The organism is Bacillus sp. BSL6 (genome assembly GCF_052928345.1).
On sequence record NZ_JAVGCW010000002.1, the window covers coordinates 335202 to 354718 of the forward strand.

General features: G+C 34.8%; 26 protein-coding genes. 12 read left to right on the forward strand and 14 right to left on the reverse strand.

The genetic code is table 11. The features are described from left to right. Position 1: 1 nt before the first annotated feature. On the reverse strand, positions 2–793 hold the full coding sequence (gene uppP / locus RCJ96_RS07915) for a bacitracin resistance undecaprenyl-diphosphatase (RefSeq protein ID WP_000796243.1): 792 nt from the start codon (positions 791–793) through the stop codon (positions 2–4). A 180-nt stretch (positions 794–973) separates the two neighbouring features. Here uppP and RCJ96_RS07920 point away from each other — a divergent pair, with 180 nt between their 5' ends. From RCJ96_RS07920 to RCJ96_RS07930, 3 genes are all read left to right on the forward strand, one after another. Then, entirely contained in the window at positions 974–2338 is a 1365-nt protein-coding gene (locus RCJ96_RS07920; RefSeq protein WP_270796291.1) for an MATE family efflux transporter, read from the forward strand. A 69-nt stretch (positions 2339–2407) separates the two neighbouring features. Further along, a complete protein-coding gene (locus tag RCJ96_RS07925) occupies positions 2408–2581 on the forward strand; it encodes a hypothetical protein (RefSeq protein WP_000343560.1) in 174 nt (57 codons plus the stop codon). 18 nt (positions 2582–2599) lie between these two features. Continuing rightward, the gene (locus RCJ96_RS07930) at positions 2600–2749 is read left to right on the forward strand and encodes a hypothetical protein (RefSeq protein ID WP_000743739.1); all 150 of its coding nucleotides are present in this window, start codon (positions 2600–2602) and stop codon (positions 2747–2749) included. Positions 2750–2812: 63 nt separating this feature from the next. Here the strand turns inward: RCJ96_RS07930 and RCJ96_RS07935 are convergent, their stop codons facing one another. Then, positions 2813–3331 (reverse strand): biotin transporter BioY, encoded by a 519-nt coding sequence (locus RCJ96_RS07935; RefSeq protein ID WP_270796289.1) that lies wholly within the window; start codon positions 3329–3331, stop codon positions 2813–2815. Positions 3332–3414: 83 nt separating this feature from the next. On the opposite strand from RCJ96_RS07935, the gene RCJ96_RS07940 reads away from it, so the two are divergent. Further along, on the forward strand, positions 3415–4317 hold the full coding sequence (locus RCJ96_RS07940; protein ID WP_270796287.1) for an aminoglycoside phosphotransferase family protein: 903 nt from the start codon (positions 3415–3417) through the stop codon (positions 4315–4317). 2 nt (positions 4318–4319) lie between these two features. Here RCJ96_RS07940 and RCJ96_RS07945 read toward each other — a convergent pair whose 3' ends face one another. From RCJ96_RS07945 to RCJ96_RS07965, 5 genes are all read right to left on the reverse strand, one after another. Beyond that, complete coding sequence (locus RCJ96_RS07945; protein WP_000651089.1) at positions 4320–4481, reverse strand: hypothetical protein; 162 nt, start codon at positions 4479–4481, stop codon at positions 4320–4322. 98 nt (positions 4482–4579) lie between these two features. Beyond that, on the reverse strand, positions 4580–5353 hold the full coding sequence (locus RCJ96_RS07950; RefSeq protein ID WP_000544556.1) for a hypothetical protein: 774 nt from the start codon (positions 5351–5353) through the stop codon (positions 4580–4582). Positions 5354–5377: 24 nt separating this feature from the next. Continuing rightward, complete coding sequence (locus RCJ96_RS07955) at positions 5378–5824, reverse strand: flavodoxin (RefSeq protein ID WP_000041150.1); 447 nt, start codon at positions 5822–5824, stop codon at positions 5378–5380. Further along, positions 5817–5993 carry a hypothetical protein gene (locus RCJ96_RS07960; protein ID WP_000929012.1) on the reverse strand — a complete coding sequence of 59 codons (177 nt, stop codon included), beginning with the start codon at positions 5991–5993 and terminating at the stop codon, positions 5817–5819. Before RCJ96_RS07960 ends, RCJ96_RS07955 begins: the two co-directional genes overlap by 8 nt. 275 nt (positions 5994–6268) lie before the next feature. Further along, positions 6269–7438, reverse strand: coding sequence for an amidohydrolase (locus RCJ96_RS07965; RefSeq protein WP_074610765.1), 1170 nt, complete (start codon positions 7436–7438; stop codon positions 6269–6271). A gap of 336 nt (positions 7439–7774) precedes the next feature. Here RCJ96_RS07965 and RCJ96_RS07970 point away from each other — a divergent pair, with 336 nt between their 5' ends. The 5 genes from RCJ96_RS07970 (at position 7775) to dltD (ending at position 12091) form a co-directional block, all read left to right on the forward strand. Continuing rightward, complete coding sequence (locus RCJ96_RS07970; protein WP_000440293.1) at positions 7775–7921, forward strand: teichoic acid D-Ala incorporation-associated protein DltX; 147 nt, start codon at positions 7775–7777, stop codon at positions 7919–7921. A 12-nt stretch (positions 7922–7933) separates the two neighbouring features. Beyond that, the gene (gene dltA / locus RCJ96_RS07975; protein WP_000770523.1) at positions 7934–9448 is read left to right on the forward strand and encodes a D-alanine--poly(phosphoribitol) ligase subunit DltA; all 1515 of its coding nucleotides are present in this window, start codon (positions 7934–7936) and stop codon (positions 9446–9448) included. Further along, the gene (gene dltB, locus RCJ96_RS07980) at positions 9445–10611 is read left to right on the forward strand and encodes a D-alanyl-lipoteichoic acid biosynthesis protein DltB (RefSeq protein WP_270796285.1); all 1167 of its coding nucleotides are present in this window, start codon (positions 9445–9447) and stop codon (positions 10609–10611) included. The genes dltA and dltB overlap by 4 nt, the downstream gene beginning before the upstream one ends. 68 nt (positions 10612–10679) lie before the next feature. Then, positions 10680–10919: a D-alanine--poly(phosphoribitol) ligase subunit DltC gene (gene dltC / locus RCJ96_RS07985; RefSeq protein WP_270796282.1), complete on the forward strand. Its 240-nt coding sequence runs from the start codon at positions 10680–10682 to the stop codon at positions 10917–10919. Continuing rightward, positions 10916–12091 carry a D-alanyl-lipoteichoic acid biosynthesis protein DltD gene (gene dltD, locus RCJ96_RS07990; RefSeq protein WP_270796279.1) on the forward strand — a complete coding sequence of 392 codons (1176 nt, stop codon included), beginning with the start codon at positions 10916–10918 and terminating at the stop codon, positions 12089–12091. Before dltC ends, dltD begins: the two co-directional genes overlap by 4 nt. A gap of 17 nt (positions 12092–12108) precedes the next feature. Here the strand turns inward: dltD and RCJ96_RS07995 are convergent, their stop codons facing one another. Beyond that, a complete protein-coding gene (locus RCJ96_RS07995) occupies positions 12109–13203 on the reverse strand; it encodes an NAD(P)H-dependent flavin oxidoreductase (protein WP_416504420.1) in 1095 nt (364 codons plus the stop codon). A 115-nt stretch (positions 13204–13318) separates the two neighbouring features. On the opposite strand from RCJ96_RS07995, the gene RCJ96_RS08000 reads away from it, so the two are divergent. Then, positions 13319–14239, forward strand: a complete 921-nt coding sequence (locus RCJ96_RS08000) for a S66 peptidase family protein (RefSeq protein ID WP_416504421.1) — start codon at positions 13319–13321, stop codon at positions 14237–14239. 27 nt (positions 14240–14266) lie between these two features. Here the strand turns inward: RCJ96_RS08000 and RCJ96_RS08005 are convergent, their stop codons facing one another. From RCJ96_RS08005 to RCJ96_RS08015, 3 genes are all read right to left on the reverse strand, one after another. After that, entirely contained in the window at positions 14267–14665 is a 399-nt protein-coding gene (locus tag RCJ96_RS08005; RefSeq protein WP_000435209.1) for an SseB family protein, read from the reverse strand. A gap of 86 nt (positions 14666–14751) precedes the next feature. Continuing rightward, on the reverse strand, positions 14752–15306 hold the full coding sequence (locus tag RCJ96_RS08010) for a cysteine hydrolase family protein (RefSeq protein WP_270796271.1): 555 nt from the start codon (positions 15304–15306) through the stop codon (positions 14752–14754). After that, positions 15299–15790 carry a carboxymuconolactone decarboxylase family protein gene (locus RCJ96_RS08015; RefSeq protein WP_139302917.1) on the reverse strand — a complete coding sequence of 164 codons (492 nt, stop codon included), beginning with the start codon at positions 15788–15790 and terminating at the stop codon, positions 15299–15301. The genes RCJ96_RS08010 and RCJ96_RS08015 overlap by 8 nt, the downstream gene beginning before the upstream one ends. Before the next feature lie 63 nt (positions 15791–15853). Between RCJ96_RS08015 and RCJ96_RS08020 the strand changes: the two genes are divergently transcribed. Together RCJ96_RS08020 and RCJ96_RS08025 are read left to right on the forward strand one after the other, a co-directional pair. After that, the gene (locus tag RCJ96_RS08020; RefSeq protein WP_001175495.1) at positions 15854–16306 is read left to right on the forward strand and encodes an Lrp/AsnC family transcriptional regulator; all 453 of its coding nucleotides are present in this window, start codon (positions 15854–15856) and stop codon (positions 16304–16306) included. A gap of 100 nt (positions 16307–16406) precedes the next feature. After that, positions 16407–16589 carry a DUF3913 family protein gene (locus RCJ96_RS08025; RefSeq protein WP_074610755.1) on the forward strand — a complete coding sequence of 61 codons (183 nt, stop codon included), beginning with the start codon at positions 16407–16409 and terminating at the stop codon, positions 16587–16589. Between the two features lie 29 nt (positions 16590–16618). Here the strand turns inward: RCJ96_RS08025 and RCJ96_RS08030 are convergent, their stop codons facing one another. The 3 genes from RCJ96_RS08030 to RCJ96_RS08040 all read right to left on the reverse strand — a co-directional run bounded on the left by RCJ96_RS08030 (position 16619) and on the right by RCJ96_RS08040 (position 19512). Beyond that, a complete protein-coding gene (locus tag RCJ96_RS08030; protein ID WP_270796270.1) occupies positions 16619–17632 on the reverse strand; it encodes a CPBP family intramembrane glutamic endopeptidase in 1014 nt (337 codons plus the stop codon). Between the two features lie 201 nt (positions 17633–17833). Further along, positions 17834–18610, reverse strand: a complete 777-nt coding sequence (locus tag RCJ96_RS08035) for an ABC transporter permease (protein WP_270796268.1) — start codon at positions 18608–18610, stop codon at positions 17834–17836. Next, positions 18610–19512, reverse strand: coding sequence for an ABC transporter ATP-binding protein (locus tag RCJ96_RS08040; protein ID WP_270796266.1), 903 nt, complete (start codon positions 19510–19512; stop codon positions 18610–18612). Before RCJ96_RS08040 ends, RCJ96_RS08035 begins: the two co-directional genes overlap by 1 nt. Positions 19513–19517: the final 5 nt, after the last annotated feature.

A 19517-nucleotide genomic window follows, 5' to 3' on the forward strand; every position in this document is an offset into this window, starting at 1 on the left:
ATTACATAATGAAGAAATAGAATACCGCAGCTAAAATGAAACGGTAGTAAGCAAACGGTGTTAGTTTTACGCGAGATAATAATTTTAAGAATGAAACAATTGCAAGCATTGCAACAACGAACGCTGTAATAAATCCTGTTGCAAATAACGGTATATCAGCCGCACTTAATATATCCCAGCTTTTAATTAAATCTAAGCCACTTGCTGCTACCATCATTGGTACTGCTAAGATGAATGTATATTCAGCTGCCGCTGTATGTGACACGCGAGCTAATAAACCACCACTTATTGTAGAACCAGAACGAGAAAATCCTGGCCAAAGCGCTAAACATTGGAACATTCCGATTGTAAATGCTTGCTTATATGTGATTTCATCTAATGTTCTTGCTGTACTTGGTTTCGAAAACTTCTCAGCAACAATCATTAAAATACCACCGGCTACTAAACTAATGACAACTGGTCCTGGACCAAATAAAACCTTTTTAATTGCACTATGGAATAATACACCTAATATGCCAGCAGGAATCATTCCGATAATAATATGTAATAAATTTAACGATGGTCCATCTGTTACTTTTCCTATACCTACTAAAGACCATAGACGCTTCCAAAATATAACTACAACTGCTAAAATCGATCCCAATTGGATAACAACTTCGAAAACTTTCGCTCTCTCGTCGTCGAATCCAAGTAAATGACCTGTTAAAATCATATGTCCTGTTGATGAAACTGGTAAAAACTCTGTTAAACCTTCAACAGCACCCATGATTATTCCAATTAACCAATCAGCCACGAGTAGTGCCTCCTTAATAACAAATATGTAATTTTTCACACCTTATCATAATACCTTATCCCCTTTTAAAGTGCATCCTTTTTTTATTGATTGTACATATTGTATACGCGTATTTCTTTTCTATTTTTTGATTAAATTGTATGATAGTTAGAGTTTGTTTTTTAGCGGAAAGGGGATTTTATGAAAGAAACTAATTCATTATCACAAAAATTAAAACAATTTGTATTACTATTTTTCCCGATTTTCGTTACGCAAATGTCATTATTTGCAATGAGTTTTTTCGATACGACAATGTCAGGACATGCAAGCCCTATTGATTTAGCAGGTGTTGCTATCGGAACAAGTATATGGATTCCAGTTAGTACGGGATTAACAGGAATTTTGATGGCTACGACTCCAATTGTTGCACAACTCGTTGGATCTAAGAAAAAAGAGGATGTTCCTCACGTTGTCATACAGGCAGTATATTTAGCCATTTTCGCTAGCCTCGTTGTTATCCTTATCGGTTTCTTTACTGTTACACCTATTTTAAATGGCATGCGATTAGAAGAACCTGTAGAACGTATTGCAGCACAATTTTTAAGTATTATCGCAATTGGAATTATCCCTTTATTTACTTACACAGTTTTACGCGGATTTATTGATGCATTAGGAAAAACTCGTACAACGATGATCATTACATTACTATCATTACCAATTAATGTAGTATTAAATTATGTATTAATTTTCGGTAACTTCGGTTTTCCAAAACTCGGTGGTGTCGGAGCAGCAATTGCTTCTGCAGCAACCTATTGGTGCATTTTAATTATTACCGTTATGATTATTCGTACGAAAGAGCCTTTTGCATCTTTCCATATCTTTAAACAATTATATCGCCCTTCTCTTTCGAGTTGGAAAGAATTCTTAAAACTTGGCGTCCCTATCGGATTTGCTATCTTTTTTGAAACGAGTATTTTCGCTGCGGTAACACTTATGATGAGTAATTTTAGTACGACAACAATCGCAGCTCATCAAGCAGCTATGAACTTCGCTTCCTTGCTATATATGACTCCTTTAAGTTTAGCAATGGCCATGACCATCTCTGTTGGATTTGAAGTTGGAGCGAAACGATATAATAACGCAAAACAATATGGATTTATCGGGATTGGCTTAGCACTTGCATTCGCCCTATTATATTCCATTCTTCTTTACTTCTTTGATGATGAAATTGCTTCTATTTATACGACAGATATACAAGTTCATCATTTAGCAAAAGAATTCCTTATATTTGCGATTTTATTTCAAATTTCAGATGCAATTGCAACTCCTGTACAAGGGGCACTACGTGGTTATAAAGATGTAAATGTCGCCTTAATTATGACATTAATCGCCTATTGGGTAATTGGTCTCCCTCTCGGTTACATATTAGCAACCTATACTGATTGGGCAGCAAAAGGATATTGGATTGGTCTTATTATCGGTTTAGCATTTGGCGCCACCTTCCTTCTTATCCGTCTCTTTCAAGTTCAAAGAAAATATACAATAGAAAACCGCCGCTCACGATAGAGGGCGGTTTTCTTTATGCATATTTTTTCTTTAAACGTATAACATAATGAAAAAGAAAGGTGGATACATATGGACGAAAAAGAAAAAAAGCAATCATTCGACGAAGAATTCGCCCCTGAAATTTCACCTGGATATCGGCAAGATGTACATAAACAACCTAAATATAAAAACACTTCGTTTTTAATGGGGATTACCATTTTTGCCGCTGTATTGCTTGTGCTTATCATTTTCGTTTATTTTTGATGGAAGGTGATTTATTATATGAAGAAACAAGATTCCAATCGTTCAAAAAGAACTGTAAAAACAGAAAAAGGGTATGCAGGTGATTCGGTTCTTACTCAGAAACAAGTTGAGCAAGGAAATTTATATATTGCTCAAAAAGAACTTGGTCAACAAAATGAAAATCTTTAGAATCCCTCAAAGAACTGGGGGATTTTTTATTCCACTATTTATAGCACTGATTTATGTTTCACTTTATTGTACGTACTGTTTTTGTTCTAACACCTTTAATGCATGATTAACCTTTACAATTTTCATTTCATAATTCAATTTCATTTCGCTTCTCTTACCATTTTCAGTACCCGCCACGTACGCTACAGTTTTATAGAGAAAACTTTCATCCGTTACTTCACGTATCTCTCCGTTTATAAATTTATACTCTAAATCCTGAAAACGATTTGGATAATAGTTTTTCATTAATTGTTCATACCCACTATTTAAAAATAGTTCTTCACCTTTTCGTTTTACATCTTCTTTATTATGAAATCCAAACACTGATAGTTGCTCGGTCACAAAATGTTCTCCTACCTTTTTCATTTCATTATGAGTTAAAGTTTCTATACTTTTGTTCTTTAATTCCTTATTTAATCCGTACTGATCAATCTGTTTATAGCTCGCAAAAACCTCTTCTTTATATGACCAAAACAATCCAAAAGTAATACATAGAGACGTTATTAATAGTCTTTTCTTCATAACACTCCCGCCCCTCTTCATAATGATAATTATATTTTAACATATAGAAAGAAAATTCTGATATCATGAAATAGAATAACTTAACTTAGAAATGAGGAACAATTATGGACTCTTACAAACAATATATTAAAGAAGCTCTACCTAATCTTTCTATACATTCCTATAAACAAAATGAAGAAGGATGGGATAATGTAGCAATTATAGTAAATGATGAGCTACTGTTTCGTTTCCCGCGAAAACAAGAATATGCAATTCGAATTCCGTTAGAAAAAGAACTGTGCACACTTCTCTCTTATTCACTACATGAAATTGAGGTTCCAAAGTATCACCTATTCTATAAAAAGGAGACTGATGCTATTCCGCTTTGTAGTTACTATACTCTCATTCATGGTGAACCATTAAAAACAGAAATAGTTGCGAACTTAGATGAAAAAGAACGAAAAATAATTATTACACAATTAGCTACTTTCCTTGCGGCTCTACATAGCATTCCTCTAAAAAGTGTTACAGCGTTAGGGTTCCCTACCGAAAAAACACTTACCTACTGGAAAGAGCTACAAACTAAATTAAATGAGTATGTTACTAACAGTCTAACTTCGTTCCAGAAATCAACCTTAAACCGTTTATTCGAGAATTTTTTTGCCTGTATAGCTACATCGGTATTTCCAAATACAATCATTCACGCTGACTTTACACATCATCACATTTTATTTGATAACCAAAATAAAACCATTTCAGGAATCATTGATTTTGGTGATGCTCAAATTGGAGATCCTGCCTTTGACTTTGCTGGGCTATATGATGATTTCGGACATGAATTTACTACATCAGTATATGAACAATACTGTACACTTACTTCACGCCATGATCCATTACTCATTCACCGTATCACAAGTTTTTATCAATACAGTCCTTTACTACATAATATAATTTATAACTTTGAAACAAAGAATGAACTTGAGTTTTTAGCTGGTATAGAACAACTGAAAGCAATACTGCAGGGATGAGATTACATTCTCTCCCTATATTCTCTCTCCTCATATAACATTAACTTTTTATCCATTTCAACAATGACTTTATACAGTTGAAATGCCTGTAAAATTTGCAGTTGAATTCCAAAAGGGGCATTCTGTTCTTTTAACCATTGAAATACTTTCGTTTCATCTTTCATTGATTATTCCTCCCTTTATTAAAATCTGCTACAAATATACGGTACATGATGAAAAGCTTTTCATGTCAACAACATTAAAGGATGCAAATTTGCATCCTTTAATGTACGATATTTTTCTTCTGTTTCGCTTCTTTCTTTACTTCTTCCCCTTGGCATTCACTACGAAATGCACAACTTATACACTCAGAACGAAAATGACGCTCTGTATAATGCTCAGGTTGCTGTAACATTTCTTTCATTCTAGATAAATGAGCCATTCCAGTTATAATATCTTCCTGTTTCGGAGTGTAGTCATACTTAGTTCCTTCTATTAAATTAATAACTTCAATTTTCCCTGGAAGAATGCCGAAAGCTTTATAACTAAATACTGTCATTAGCTTTTGACAAAGAGCAAGCATTTCCTCATCCGCATCGACAACATACTTTTTAATTACAAACGACTCAGTACTCCACTCACCAACTTCTAATGTCAATGACATGTGGACACCTAACTCTTCCATATATGTTTGAAATTTTTCATATAAAAATAACGGTGGTGTCTGACTATCATCTCTTTCAACAAACTGTAATAAGTGATCCGTTAGCTTCGCTAACACAATGTAATACTCCATCTTCGAAGCAAACATATTAACCCTTACTTTTTTCCAATACTTTTCTATTAATATTAAAAGTACAATTTTCGTTTGTTGGCCTGCCGGTAATGTGTAATATTCGTTAATAATTCGATTCACAATCATTTGTGCGATTTGTTGCCATTCAAACGAAGAAGGTTCTCTTCTTTTGATATGACGAAAATAAAATTTATGTGGACAACGCATAAAATCATACAAATGATAATCTGTCATCGTTTTAATTGCGATTTTCTCATGCACTTGCTCTTCATCTCCCTTCTGCCATTAAGAAAGGTGTTTTACAAATTCAGCTCCAAACTGTAAACATTTTTCTACATCTTCATCTTCTGGCGTTAATTCTACTTTTAATCCTTCTAACACAACTTCTGCCCCGCGTTCTTTTAGCTTTTCTATTAAAATGTCAACTGCCACGCCATATTTTGGATAAGCCGAATCACATGATCCGAATACTGCCGCTTTTTTCCCAGTTAAATCAATAGAATCCATTGCGTCATAAAAATCTAAGAAATCATCCGGAAGGTCACCATCTCCCCAAGTGTATGCACCTAAAATAATTCCATCATACTGTTCTAATATAGAAGCTTCTGGTGAATCCATAATATCAATCACTTCAATTTCATTTTCAGTTTCACGAATCACGCCGGCAATATGATCAGCCATTTCCTCTGTATTTCCACTCATACTTGCAAAAATCATTACTAACTTACTCAACTGAACCTCTCCCCTTACTTTGTATCTCTTTTTCTGTTTGAATGCTCTTCTTCTCATCTACATATTCAGAACGAATTACATTTCGTTGCCATTCCATATGCTGATCAACTTCTTTATTTTTATCTTTTAATCCCCTCCGTAGAAGGTGAAATTTTTTTCTCATTAACATGTCGCATCCATCCTATTGATAATAATTATCAATTTCAACTATATTTAGATTAATTGAAATTGATTATCAATGTCAACAACTATTTTTAAAAAAATGATTAAAATGTACAAGCTTGTCCGTTAGCTATTCATATACTATAAATGAGCATAGTTCTTTCTCAGCCCTCTCTGACGGAAAGAAATAAAAGCAACTGCGATAAAGCGCAGTTGCCTTTTTTTATCCCACTTTAATGGGCAGTAAAACCCCCACTGATTAAAGTTGCACTTTATACTTTTCTATGATTTCAATAATCTCATTGTTGTTTCTAAAAATAATTCCACTCCATAAATGAGAGCTGATTCATCTACATCAAATTTTGGATGATGATGCGGGTAGCAAGTATCTATCTTTTTATTACCAGTCCCTAATTTAATAAAACAACCAGGTGCTTTTCTTAAATATGCCGAAAAATCTTCTCCTCCCATAGAAGGTTCAAGCTTCACAACACGCTCATTTCCAAACAAATGTAGTGCACTTTCTTCTACTACTTTCGTAATATATTCATCATTAATAACCGGATCATATCCATATCGATACGAATATGTATACGACCCTCCATGTGCTTCGGTAATTCCTTTCACGATTTTCTCAATTTTCTCTTCTGCTTCTATCCTTAATGCTTGATTAAATGAACGAACAGTTCCCATTAAAGTTGCTGCACTAGGAATAATATTATCAGCCATTCCCCCATGAAACTGCGTAACCGAAATGACTCTTTGCATAAAAGCACTTGTATTTCTTGATACGATATGTTGTAAATTTGTAATAATCTGTGCTCCGATAGCAATAGGATCTATCGTTTCTTCTGGCCTCGCCGCGTGCCCTCCTTTCCCTTGAATTTCAACTGTAAATACGTCTGGTGCAGCCATCATCGGCCCATACGCAATGCCTATCTTCCCGCTCTCAAGTCCTGACATAACATGTAAACCTATTACATAATCAACACCATCCATTACGCCTGCTTCAACCATTTCTTGTCCCCCGCCAGGATACACCTCTTCTGCATGCTGAAAGAATAGACGAATCTCACCTGCAAAATTTTCCTTTATATTTGCTAGCACTTCTGCTGTCCCCAACAAAATAGCCGCGTGAGCATCATGCCCACATGCATGCATTACACCTTTATTCACAGACGTATAAGATTTACTTGTCTCCTCTTGAATTGGCAACGCATCTATATCAGCTCGAATCGCAATCACTTTCCCTTGTTCCGTTCCTCTTTTAATTGCTAGTACACTATACTTCGTCGGTCTCGTTACTTCAAAAGAAGAAAATGAGCATACTGTATCATATATAAATTGCGAAGTTTCTTTTTCATGAAACGATAATTCTGGATACTTATGGAAATACCTTCTCCATTTCACGATATTTTCTTCCGAAATTAGATTCTTCCACACTCTATCCATGATAATTTCCTCCTTTTTAAAAGGGCTAGAAATGTAAAAGTTTACTTTGTCTCGAATGACTCATAAGCACAAATACTATATTTTACGTATTCTTCTAGTCCACTTTTATGTATTCACACAATCCACTTCCTATTTACATATCAAATCCATTACAAATTGATGCTGAATGTAATATAATTGCTAAGTTAGGGATTTTCTTTTTTAGTATTTAGTGCTAATATCAGAAAAGAGCCTTTTGACTTATTTTTACCTAAAATGTGGAATTTTGTTTTTTTCACAATAATGTAGGACATGATACCTACAAAGAGCTATTATTTCATTAAGAGAGGGAAAGACATGGAAAGATTAAAAGAGATATGGTCTCGACCACTCACACAATGGGTTGCAAAGACGGTTTATTACCTTGCAATTTTATTTGCATTACTTTGGTTGTATGGATTCCATGATACAAACACAAGTACATTTATTTACAATGAATTCTAGGGTGGGAACGTTATGAAGTTATTAGAACAAATTGAAAAGTGGGCTATTGAAACGCCTGATCAAACTGCTTTTGTTTGGCGAGATGCGAAAATTACGTACAAACAATTAAAGGAAGATTCTGATGCGTTAGCACATTGGATTTCTTCTGAGTATCCAGATGATCGTTCACCAATTATGGTGTATGGCCATATGCAACCTGAAATGATTATTAACTTTTTAGGATGTGTAAAAGCTGGACACGCTTATATTCCTGTAGATTTATCTATCCCAGCTGATCGTGTACAACGTATCGCTGAAAATTCTGGTGCGAAACTACTTTTATCAGGAACTGAAGTAACTGTAACTGATTTACCAGTTCGCATTGTAAGTGAGGACAACTTAAAAGATATTTTCTTTACTCATAAAGGGAAAACTCCAAATCCTGAACATGCGGTAAAAGGTGATGAAAACTTCTACATTATTTACACATCAGGAAGCACAGGTAATCCGAAAGGGGTTCAGATTACTTATAACTGCCTTGTAAGTTTTACAAAATGGGCTGTAGAAGATTTCAACTTACAAACGGGGCAAGTATTCTTAAACCAAGCACCTTTCTCATTTGATTTATCTGTCATGGATATTTACCCATCATTAGTAACAGGTGGTACACTTTGGGCAATTGATAAAGATATGATTGCACGTCCAAAAGACTTGTTTGCTTCTTTAGAGCAATCGGATATACAAGTATGGACTTCCACACCATCTTTCGCAGAGATGTGTTTAATGGAAGCATCTTTCTCTGAGAGTATGCTACCAAACATGAAAACATTCTTATTCTGCGGTGAAGTGTTACCAAATGAAGTAGCTAGAAAATTAATTGAGCGTTTCCCAAAAGCAACAATTATGAATACGTACGGTCCAACTGAAGCTACTGTCGCTGTAACAGGTATTCACGTTACAGAAGAAGTGCTTGATCAATACAAATCACTTCCAGTTGGCTACTGTAAATCAGACTGCCGCCTTCTTATTATGAAAGAAGATGGTACGATTGCGCCTGATGGTGAAAAAGGTGAAATCGTAATTGTTGGTCCAAGCGTAAGCGTTGGATATTTAGGAAGCCCTGAATTAACAGAAAAAGCATTTACTATGATTGACGGTGAGCGCGCCTATAAAACAGGCGATGCTGGCTATGTTGAAAATGGTCTTCTATTCTATAATGGTCGTCTTGATTTCCAAATTAAGCTGCATGGTTATCGAATGGAATTAGAAGAAATTGAGCATCACCTTCGTGCGTGTTCTTACGTAGAAGGAGCAGTTATCGTTCCAATTAAAAAAGGTGAGAAATACGATTATTTATTAGCGGTTGTTGTTCCTGGAGAACATTCATTTGAAAAAGAATTCAAATTAACATCTGCAATCAAAAAAGAACTCAATGAGCGATTACCAAACTACATGATTCCACGTAAATTCATGTATCAATCTTCTATTCCAATGACACCAAATGGAAAGGTAGATCGCAAAAAATTATTGAGTGAGGTTACAGCATGACCGCATATGGATCATTTTATTTTTTCGCTATAGTGGGCATTTTATTAATACCTACTATCATAGCTGGATTAAAAGGTAAAATGTTGCGCAAATATAATGCAGTTCTAACATTAGTTATGCTTGCTATTATCTTCTCGGATAAACCAAAGCAAGCGATTATGTTAGCCGTATTTATTATTTGGCAATATGCCCTAATTAAAGGCTATTTACTTTTAAGAAAACAAAATAATAGCACATTCACATTCTGTATAGCTGTTATTTTATCAATTTTGCCACTTATTTTGGCAAAAATCGCACCGTTTGCACCCGAACTAAAGTTTATTGTATTTTTAGGGATGTCTTATGTAACATTTAGAGCAGTGCAAATGGTATTTGAAGTTCGCGATGGATTAATTAAGGAACTTTCCTTCTTTAATTTTTGGGAATTCGTTTTATTCTTCCCAGCAATTTCAACAGGACCTATCGATCGTTATCGTAGATTCCAAAAAGATATTCAAAAGCCTCCTAGCGCTGAAGAATATCAAAATTTACTATATACAGGATTAAACCGCATTTTCCAAGGTTTCTTGTATAAATTTATTATCGCTTACTTAATAAAGCAATATTTTATGGATCCGGCATTTGCTCAGCAAGATACAGTCTTATCGAATATGATTTACATGTATAGCTATAGCTTATATTTATTCTTCGACTTTGCTGGTTATAGCTCATTTGTAATTGGTGTAAGTTATATGATGGGTATTAAAACGCCTGAAAACTTTAATAAACCGTTCATTAGTCGTAACATTAAAGACTTCTGGAACCGTTGGCACATGAGTTTATCATTCTGGTTCCGTGATTTTATTTACATGCGTTTCGTCTTTTTTGCAACGAAGAAAAAGTTAATTAAAAACCGTTACACAATTTCGTATATCGGTGCATTTTTAAACTTTTTCATCATGGGAATTTGGCATATTACTGGTGAGCATGTGTATCAATACATTATTTATGGTCTTTATCATGCCGCACTGTTTATTTTATTCGATATTTTCGAACGAAAAAACAAGAAGCATAAGTTTTGGCCAAACAATAAATTTACACACGTCCTTGCGATTGTAATTACGTTCCACGTTGTATGTTTCGGTTTCCTAATTTTCTCTGGACACCTTAACAGATACTTTTAATGCACCCTTCTTATACCATTAAGAAGTTGCACATATAATATATTTCGGATATAAAGGAGATTTTAAAAATGGCAGAATTTAAAGAGCAAGTATTAGATATTTTAGAAGAAGTATGTGAAAACGATATTGTGAAAGAAAACTTAGATGTTCAATTATTTGAAGAAGGTATTCTTGATTCTTTCGCTGTAGTATCTTTATTAGTTGAATTCCAAGAGCGTTTAGATATTGAAGTTTCTATTTCTGATTTTGACCGTGATGAGTGGGCTACTCCAAGCATGGTTATTAAGAAGTTGGAAGAAATCCGATGAACAAAGCAAAATTTGGTCCGATGCTTTTAGCATTGGCCCTTTTTGCTGTATTCCTACTTATTCCGACGCGCTTTCTACTCCCGCTTTTAAGTGACGAAAAAGTAGAACAAGCTGCAACTTCTTTAAAAGAAGAAAAGATTCAAAGTATGATTTTACAGCAAAAGATGTTAGCAGACTCGAAATACCTTCCGATGTATGGTTCATCGGAATTCGCACGTATGGATGCTTACCATCCATCAAATTATTTCAAAGTAAAGCCTGAAGGATTCACACCATTCCTACTTGGACGTGGCGGAACACAAGACCTTGTACATGTATTAAACTTTGCATCTACAATGGATCAATTGAAAGATAAGAAAATGGTATTCGTTCTTTCTCCGCAATGGTTTGTACCACAAGGTATTGATGAAACGCACTTTGCACCTAACTTTTCAAAACAACAAGGTTACCACTTCATTTTCAACGATGATGTAAAACCTGAAATGAAAAAGCAAATTGCAAAACGTTTATTAAACTTTGAGATCGTTAAGAAAGAAACTTTATTAAAAATTTCGCTTGAAGGTATCGTTTACGATGATACAAAGCATAAAGTAAAAGCACTTGCTGCTAAACCTTTCGCTTATATTTACCGTAACATTTTAGATCGTAAAGATTTATTTACAGCAATGTTTAATATTAAACCGCATAAAGAAAAACTTGATCCTTCATTAAAACAAATGAACTGGGATGAAGCTCGTAAACATGCAGATCAAACAGGTGCAGCAGAATCTGGATCTAACAATTACGGTATTGAAGATGGTTACTTTAATAGCAAAATTAAAAAGAAATTAAAGCAACGTGAAGGCTACTTAAAAAATGATGCTTATGATCAATCGCCAGAATATGAAGATTTACAAATTGTACTTGATCTATTAAAACAATCTGGTGCAAAACCACTCTTCATTTCTGTTCCTGTAAAAGGGCCTTGGTACGATTACGCTGGCTTCCCGAAAGAACGTCGAGAATTGTACTATAAGAAAGTTCATGAGCAAATTGAGAAAGCTGGCTATCCAATTGCCGACTTCTCAAATCATGAGTATGATAAATACTTCTTAAAAGATCATATGCACTTAGGTTGGAAAGGCTGGGTTTATATCGATGAGGCCATCCAACAATTTTATAAAGCAAACTAATGAAAAGACCGCTTGAATTATTCAAGTGGTCTTTTTCTATATACATTTTGCAATTGTTCAATTGCGTTATCTGCTTCTTTCATCACTCTCTCCACTACATGCTGAGCTGATTCTATTCGTGCTAATGATGACGCTTGTCCCGCCCAAAGTGACATATATTCTCCATTATTTTGCTTTGCTGCTTGTTGGCGTATTTTAGAGGTTAATACATTTTGCACCGGATACATCGGAAGGTCTTCTTCTTTCCCTTCATGCTTCTCTATAAATTCATTACGAATACCTCGTGCATATTTCCCGGAAAACGCACGAGTTACAGTTGTGCTCGTATCTGTACTACGTAAAACCGCTTTTTTATACACGTCATGCGTAATACTCTCTTCACTCGTTAAAAAGGCTGATCCCATTTGAACAGCTTCTGCTCCCAGTGTAAATGCCGCAACAAGCCCTTGCCCGTTCATTACACCACCTGCTGCAACAATCGGGATATGCGGAACTGCTGCTACTAGCTGCGGAATTAATGCAAACGTACCAATCATAGCGTCCTGTTCTTTCCCGATAAACGTTCCTCTATGCCCTCCTGCCTCGCTACCTTGACCGACAATAATGTCTACTCCTAATTCAGCAAGCACTTTCGCCTCTGCCACATGAGTAGCTGTGCCGATGAGTTTTATTCCACTTCTTTTCAAATCATTTATCTCTTCTTTTTCTAACGTTTGAAACGCAAAGCTAACGACTGGTACTTTTTCTTCTACTAACACTTGTAATTGTTCTTTATAACTTTTTGGAAGCTTTACCTGCTCTTCTTCCTCTATACCGAATTCTCTATTCACTCCGCTAAGTAATCCCTTTGCCAAGTTTATCTTCTCTTCTTCTATCTGTATCTCTTTTGTTAAAAGTAAATTAACACCGAAGGGCTTATCTGTTAGCTCCCTTATTGTATAAATTGCTTCACGAATTTGTTCTGGGCTCATATAGCCTGCTCCAAGAGTACCTAATCCTCCGCTATTACTTACAGCTGCAACAAGTTTTGGCGTCGTAATCGTACCCGCCATACCTGCTTGAATAATGGGATACTTAATTTGTAATGTATCTATGACTCGACTTGTAAACATCATTTCTCCTCCTATTCTCTTTATATCTTCTTTATTTGACAAACTTTTCCCTTCTTTTACAAGGATTGAACTTCCTATGAAGCGAATATATTGAAAGTGAAGGAGGCTGAAAACAATGATATATCCAAATGCATTACAACAAGGTGATACAGTAATGATTATTGCACCGTCCGGCCCACCAACAATTGAAAATGTATTAAAAGGTGTAAAGGTATTACAAGAAATGGGTTTATCTGTAGTAATCGGGAAGAGTGTTTCTGAGAAATATGGATATTTAGCTGGAAGGGATCAAGTCCGGCTTGATGATATACATGAAGCATTTTCAAATCATGAGGTAAAGGCCGTTTTCTGTGCACGAGGTGGTTACGGTAGCGCTCGTCTCCTCCCTCACATTCAATATGAAATCATTCGGCAAAATCCAAAAATCTTTTGGGGATATAGCGATATTACAGCTTTACATACTGCCTTTTCACGTTATGCAAAGCTTATTACTTTTCATGGCCCAATGGTTGAAGAATTAGGGAAAGGTGTAGATTCTCTTTCTTTATCTTCTTTCAACCAACTATTTCATCCGTATTCAACCATCTTATCTGCTTCAGAATGTATCGTACCTAGCTCTTCCCGTACAGTTACAGGTCAGTTAGTTGGAGGCAATTTAGCGGTGTTAACGAGTATCATTGGCTCCTCCTACGAGATAAATACAGCCAATAAACTTTTATTGCTTGAAGACATTGGGGAAGAACCGTATCGCGTTGATCGTATGTTAAATCAGCTACTTTTATCTGGAAAGTTTCATGAATGTAGTGGTGTTATTTTTACAAGTTGTCATGACTGTACTCCTTCTAAACCATCTCAATCATTGCAAACGATACTATATGAATATTTCACTCCATATGCTATACCTGTCCTATTCGGTTTACCGATTGGACATATAAGCCCAAACATCGGAATCCCTCTTGGAGCTACAGCGACAATAAATACAAATAATAAAACACTCTCTATTTCTTCTGGCATAGCTACTCCGTGTTCAAATTAAAAAGGAAAAGCGATTACGCTTTTCCTTTTATTTATAATAGTTAAAAATTCGTCCAGATGCGATATCTGCAATTTCTTCTGGAATAAATGTTTTACTTATATCAGTACCGACATTTAATACTGCTGTAGCATCTTTCTCAATGCTACTAAATAATTCTTTCCCACGTATCGTAATAAGGGGTGTTCCTTCTGGCAATACATCTTTCACAAATTCCATTTGTGTAAAGAACGGAACGATCCATCTACCCTCTCCTTGGAAATGACGCAAACGAAGTATCCCTTCTGTTGCACCTTCCTCTGCTTCTAGTGAGCCAGCAACATAAAACTCAGTAGATAAGAGCAATTCATAAAATTCCTTTTGCTTTTGTTTGTCATCCCCTGCTACAACAAGTACTTCTTCTATTCTCTTTACCGGAATTTGCTCCATACGATGCCACCCCTATTTTTTAAATGATTGTACTTAGATTATACGAAATATTCTTATTTTTTTCTACATAATTCGCAATTATTTTCTTAAAATAATTTTAATACTTCTTTTGTCGTCACAATCGTAGCAAACTCTTCATGTAAATTTACAAGTGTCATATTGTGAATATCTTCTGCACTATACTCTTTACCATCTAGACCTTTACGATTAAAAGTAGCCGTCGCATCACGCACTAAATACGTTGTAAATCCTAAATTACCTGCCATTCGTGTCGTAGTCTCCACACAGTGATTTGTCGTTAATCCTACAATCACTACTGCATTACATTTGTTTTCTCTTAATTGCTCTTCTAAATTTGTTCCAATGAACGCGCTGTTAACGGTTTTCTGAATAACCACTTCACCTGACAATGGTTTCACTTCTTCTTTAAAGTTAACCGTTTCTGCTCCCTCATAAAACATTGACTGATCATTTTCTTTATTTACATGTTGAATATGAAAAACTGGTCGTTTCCTTTTTCTCCATTCTGCTAACAAAATTCTCATATTTTCTTCAGCAAAAAGATTATTTCTCTCACCCCAGTATGGTAATTGAAACGCCTTTTGTACATCAATTATAATAATTGCTATTTGATTATTCATCATTTCCTCCTTCATTCGGCTGCAATTGAAATAGAAAACCAAGTTGTTGTGACGCAGTAATAAAACAAATATACGCGCAAAGCTCTACAATTTCTTTTTCTGTCCAATATTGTTTCAATACATGAAACATAGTATCATCTATCGCCTTTTTGTCATGAATAAATGTATGCGCAAAAGTAACTGCTACACCAATTTCTTCTACCTTTTGCATATCATCAGGCCTTCCCTTTGCCATACAGTACGGGCATTCATTCCCATACGCTAATGTTCTTCTCACTTGCTCCTTTAACTCTGCTGAAAGAGTTCCTTTATTGTATAATGTATTTTCTAATGTACTCCACGAATGTAATATTTCCGGATTATGACCTAATAACCTTTGAAACTTTGTATCTCCTACATTTGATAATGAAATTCTCTCCATTATTTTTCCTCCTATTCCCTTCAGTTTTATTGTAAAATAAATAAAGTTCTCTTTACATTTCATATGAATCTTAATTTATATTTTTCCTTTACAAAAATTATCATTTTACTGGAGGTATATTTACAAATGCAACTAGACCGTGTTGATCGAAAAATTTTAAATGAATTATATAATGATAGTCGCCTTTCTATGCGCGAATTGGCAAAACGAGTAAACTTATCTGCTCCGTCTACTGCAGAACGTGTTCGTAAACTCGAAAGTGAAGGCGTGATTCAAAAGTACACAATCGATATCGATTATAAAAAAGCAGGACTTGTTTTAGATTGTATTTTAGAAATCACTTTAAAAAACGGTGATACAACACGTATGCAACAGTTCATTCAGTCCTATCCATCTGCAAGTTTTTGTTACCGCGTAACAGGAAGTTTATGCTACATTGTAAAAATCTCTGTTCCTTCACTTGTTGAACTTGAAGAATTTATTAATGATGTTTCTTCATACGCGACGACTGTTTCTCATATCGTATTATCAGAAATATCTCTTACTCCTGATATTGAACATATCTTTCCAGAAGATTAATTAATTTTTATTCATAAAATATATAAAAACCCCTTACAATAAGAATAAAAATAATATATTATGTATTAAAATACATAAAGTTCGAGAAAGGGGTTTTACATTGAAAATCTGGTTTTATGAAAAAACGGCACACTTAGATGACTTGCTTGGCATTTGGGATAATGTTCCGACTATCCCTCGAATTGGTGAAAAAGTTGAGATTTTAAAAGCAGTGCGCACTGTTACAGATATTAAATATGTAAAGAACGGCAATAATTTTCGTGTGGAAATTATTACAAAGTAAAAAGTAGCTCACAAGGAGCTACTTTTTACTTATCTATCATGCGCTTTCTTTATAACGATTTTATCGTCTTCTACAGATACTGTTACATAATCATTTTCTTCTAACCCGAGCTTATTTACAGCCTCATCTGGTAGCTCTACAGCCATCAATCTATCTGTTACAATCACTTGACTATACACTTCATTTTCTTGTGATGCACTCACTACTTTTTCCTCATTTATGAAGCGCACTGGTGGCACACCCACTTCTTTTACCTTACGCCATTGTTTCCAAACATAAGGAATTAACCAAAGTAATCCAACAACTGTAAGACCGATACCGATCCATAAATTACTTTGCGCTTGTAATTCAGGAATTGAAATTGCGCTACTCTCTTCTCCGCCAACAAATTGCATACTTGTTGCAATTAAATTATTTAGAGCGTGTACAGCGATATTCGTCCATATATTTTGTGTCTTTATGTATAAAAGACACATCACAACACCAAACATGAACGCACCAATAACATCAAAATGTCCTAAGCCAAAAATAATGGAAGATATAATGACAGCTTTTTTAATCCCCCATTTATAAGCCATTCGCTGTAAAAAGAAGCCCCTAAAAATAACCTCTTCCATAATTGGTGCTAATACACATGCTGAAACGAAAGTAAATATCGTCATATATATGTTACTCGTATTAATAACATTTCCGTCTTCTAACATAGTAACTAAGAAATTCGGTAACGTATGTGCTAATATGTAAAATTGAATATGAGATATACCGACTGAAAAAATCATTCCCATTATCGTTGCTAATACAATTAATCCCCACGGTAAACGTCCTGGCTTATCAAAAAAACTATTAAATACAACATTATTTTTATTTGTTTTTACGTATAACCAAAATAACGGAAATACAAAAAACAAAGTTATTTGTGAAATAACCTCCGTTGTATTCTCAGAAACATTTGATAGACCTAATGGGATCATCGTAAGGAACAGCCCTATGATCATCCATCCAAAAAAGCTACGTAGCCTTATACGTGAAAATGCATAGTGCATATAGAACACCTCCAAAGTTAGTAAAAGTAAATGGGCGGATAACTACATTATAATATGAATATAGTTGAACTCTTCCTATTTTTCTCAATTACTTTCAAACAACATATCTATTAAAATACTATATTACTGCTCTTCAAGTTGCACTACCTGAGCAAGTTATGTAATAAAAATCCCCGTTTTTACAAGCGGGGATTTCTTTTATTATAATACGTCACGTTTTTGGAATAATGCACTTGATGCTACAAGCAATACAACAAAGTATGCAGCTACAAGTAATAATGAAGTTGTAAACGTAAATTCTGTGAATGTAGGTTCTACTCCGCCACTAATGAATTTATTGCCATCGTAAGCTCTTAAATCCAAATGGAAGAATACTATAAACTTCGCTACGCCTTTTGCAAACATCATTAATACCATATTAATTGCTCCTTGTAAGAAGAACAGGAACATCGTAATAATTAATGGTAATACAGATTTTCTAAATACGTTTGCTAAGAAAAATGCAAGCGTCGCAAAGAAGAGCGGTGAAAGTACTTGATATAAGGTAGATTTCATTACGATTCCTAACGTTAATTCTGTTTTACTACCATCCATTACAATTAATCCAATAATCATAGCAATTAACGTACTAGCAAATATGATAAATACTATAGTAAGTAACACTGTAATATATTTAGAGAATAAAACTGTCATTCGTTTTCTTGGACGGATTAATAACTGCTTAATTGTACCTTTTTGGAACTCATCCGTAATCATACGAGAAGCAATCGTAATGCCAAAAATTGTTGCAAACAAAGTAATTAAACCAATCTCTGAACTTGCAAAATCTAAATAGGATCCTTTAAATTCACTTCCATCTCCCCATTTCAGCATCGCTAAAACTCCCAAAATCTCCAATACTGCAATAACACCAATTAAAATATACATTCCTTTTTTCGCATGCAGCTTTAAAAATTCATTTTGAATTAATTTAAACATTACGCTTTCACTCCCCCTGTAATCGCTAAGAACTCATCCTCTAACGTTTTATTTTGAACAGTAACTCCGTATACAAGCACATCGTCATTCACAAGTTTCTTTACAAGTTGCGGAATTTCTTCTTTCGTTACAGATACTACAATGACATTTCCTTGCGCCTTACCTTGAACGATTTCATTTGCTTTCTGTACTTGATCTACTTCAAACGCTACAACTACTGTCTCATCATGTTTTGCTTGTTCATGTAAGTTGTACTCTTGTACAAACTCACCTTGCTTAATAATAACGACGCGATCACACATGAGTTCAATTTCACTTAATAAGTGACTTGATACGATTACAGCAATATTCTCTTCTTTCGCTAAACGTTGTAAATAATCACGAATTTGACGAATACCAGCTGGATCTAATCCATTTGTCGGTTCATCTAAAATTAAAATTTTCGGCTGATGAAGTAATGCCTGTGCAATTCCTAAACGCTGTTTCATACCAAGTGAATATGTTTTCACCTTTTTATGAATCGCATGCTCTAATTCAACCAGTTTTACAATTTCAGCAATGCGCTCTTTACTAATTGGTGTAATTGCCATGTTCGCAAAATGCTTTAAGTTTTGCATTCCTGTCATATAATCATATAGTTCAGGATTTTCTACAATCGCTCCAATTTTCTCTAGCGCCTTTTCACGCTCCGTGCGAATACTATGACCGCAAATTGTAATATCACCCTCTGTCATTGAAATAAGACCTGTCATCATACGGATCGTCGTTGTCTTACCGCTACCGTTTGGTCCAAGGAACCCGTATACTTCCCCTTCACGAACTTCAAATGATAAACCACGAATAATTTCCGTTCCACCAATTTTTTTTCGAACCTTCTCTAATTTTACTACTACGTTTCCCAATGCTG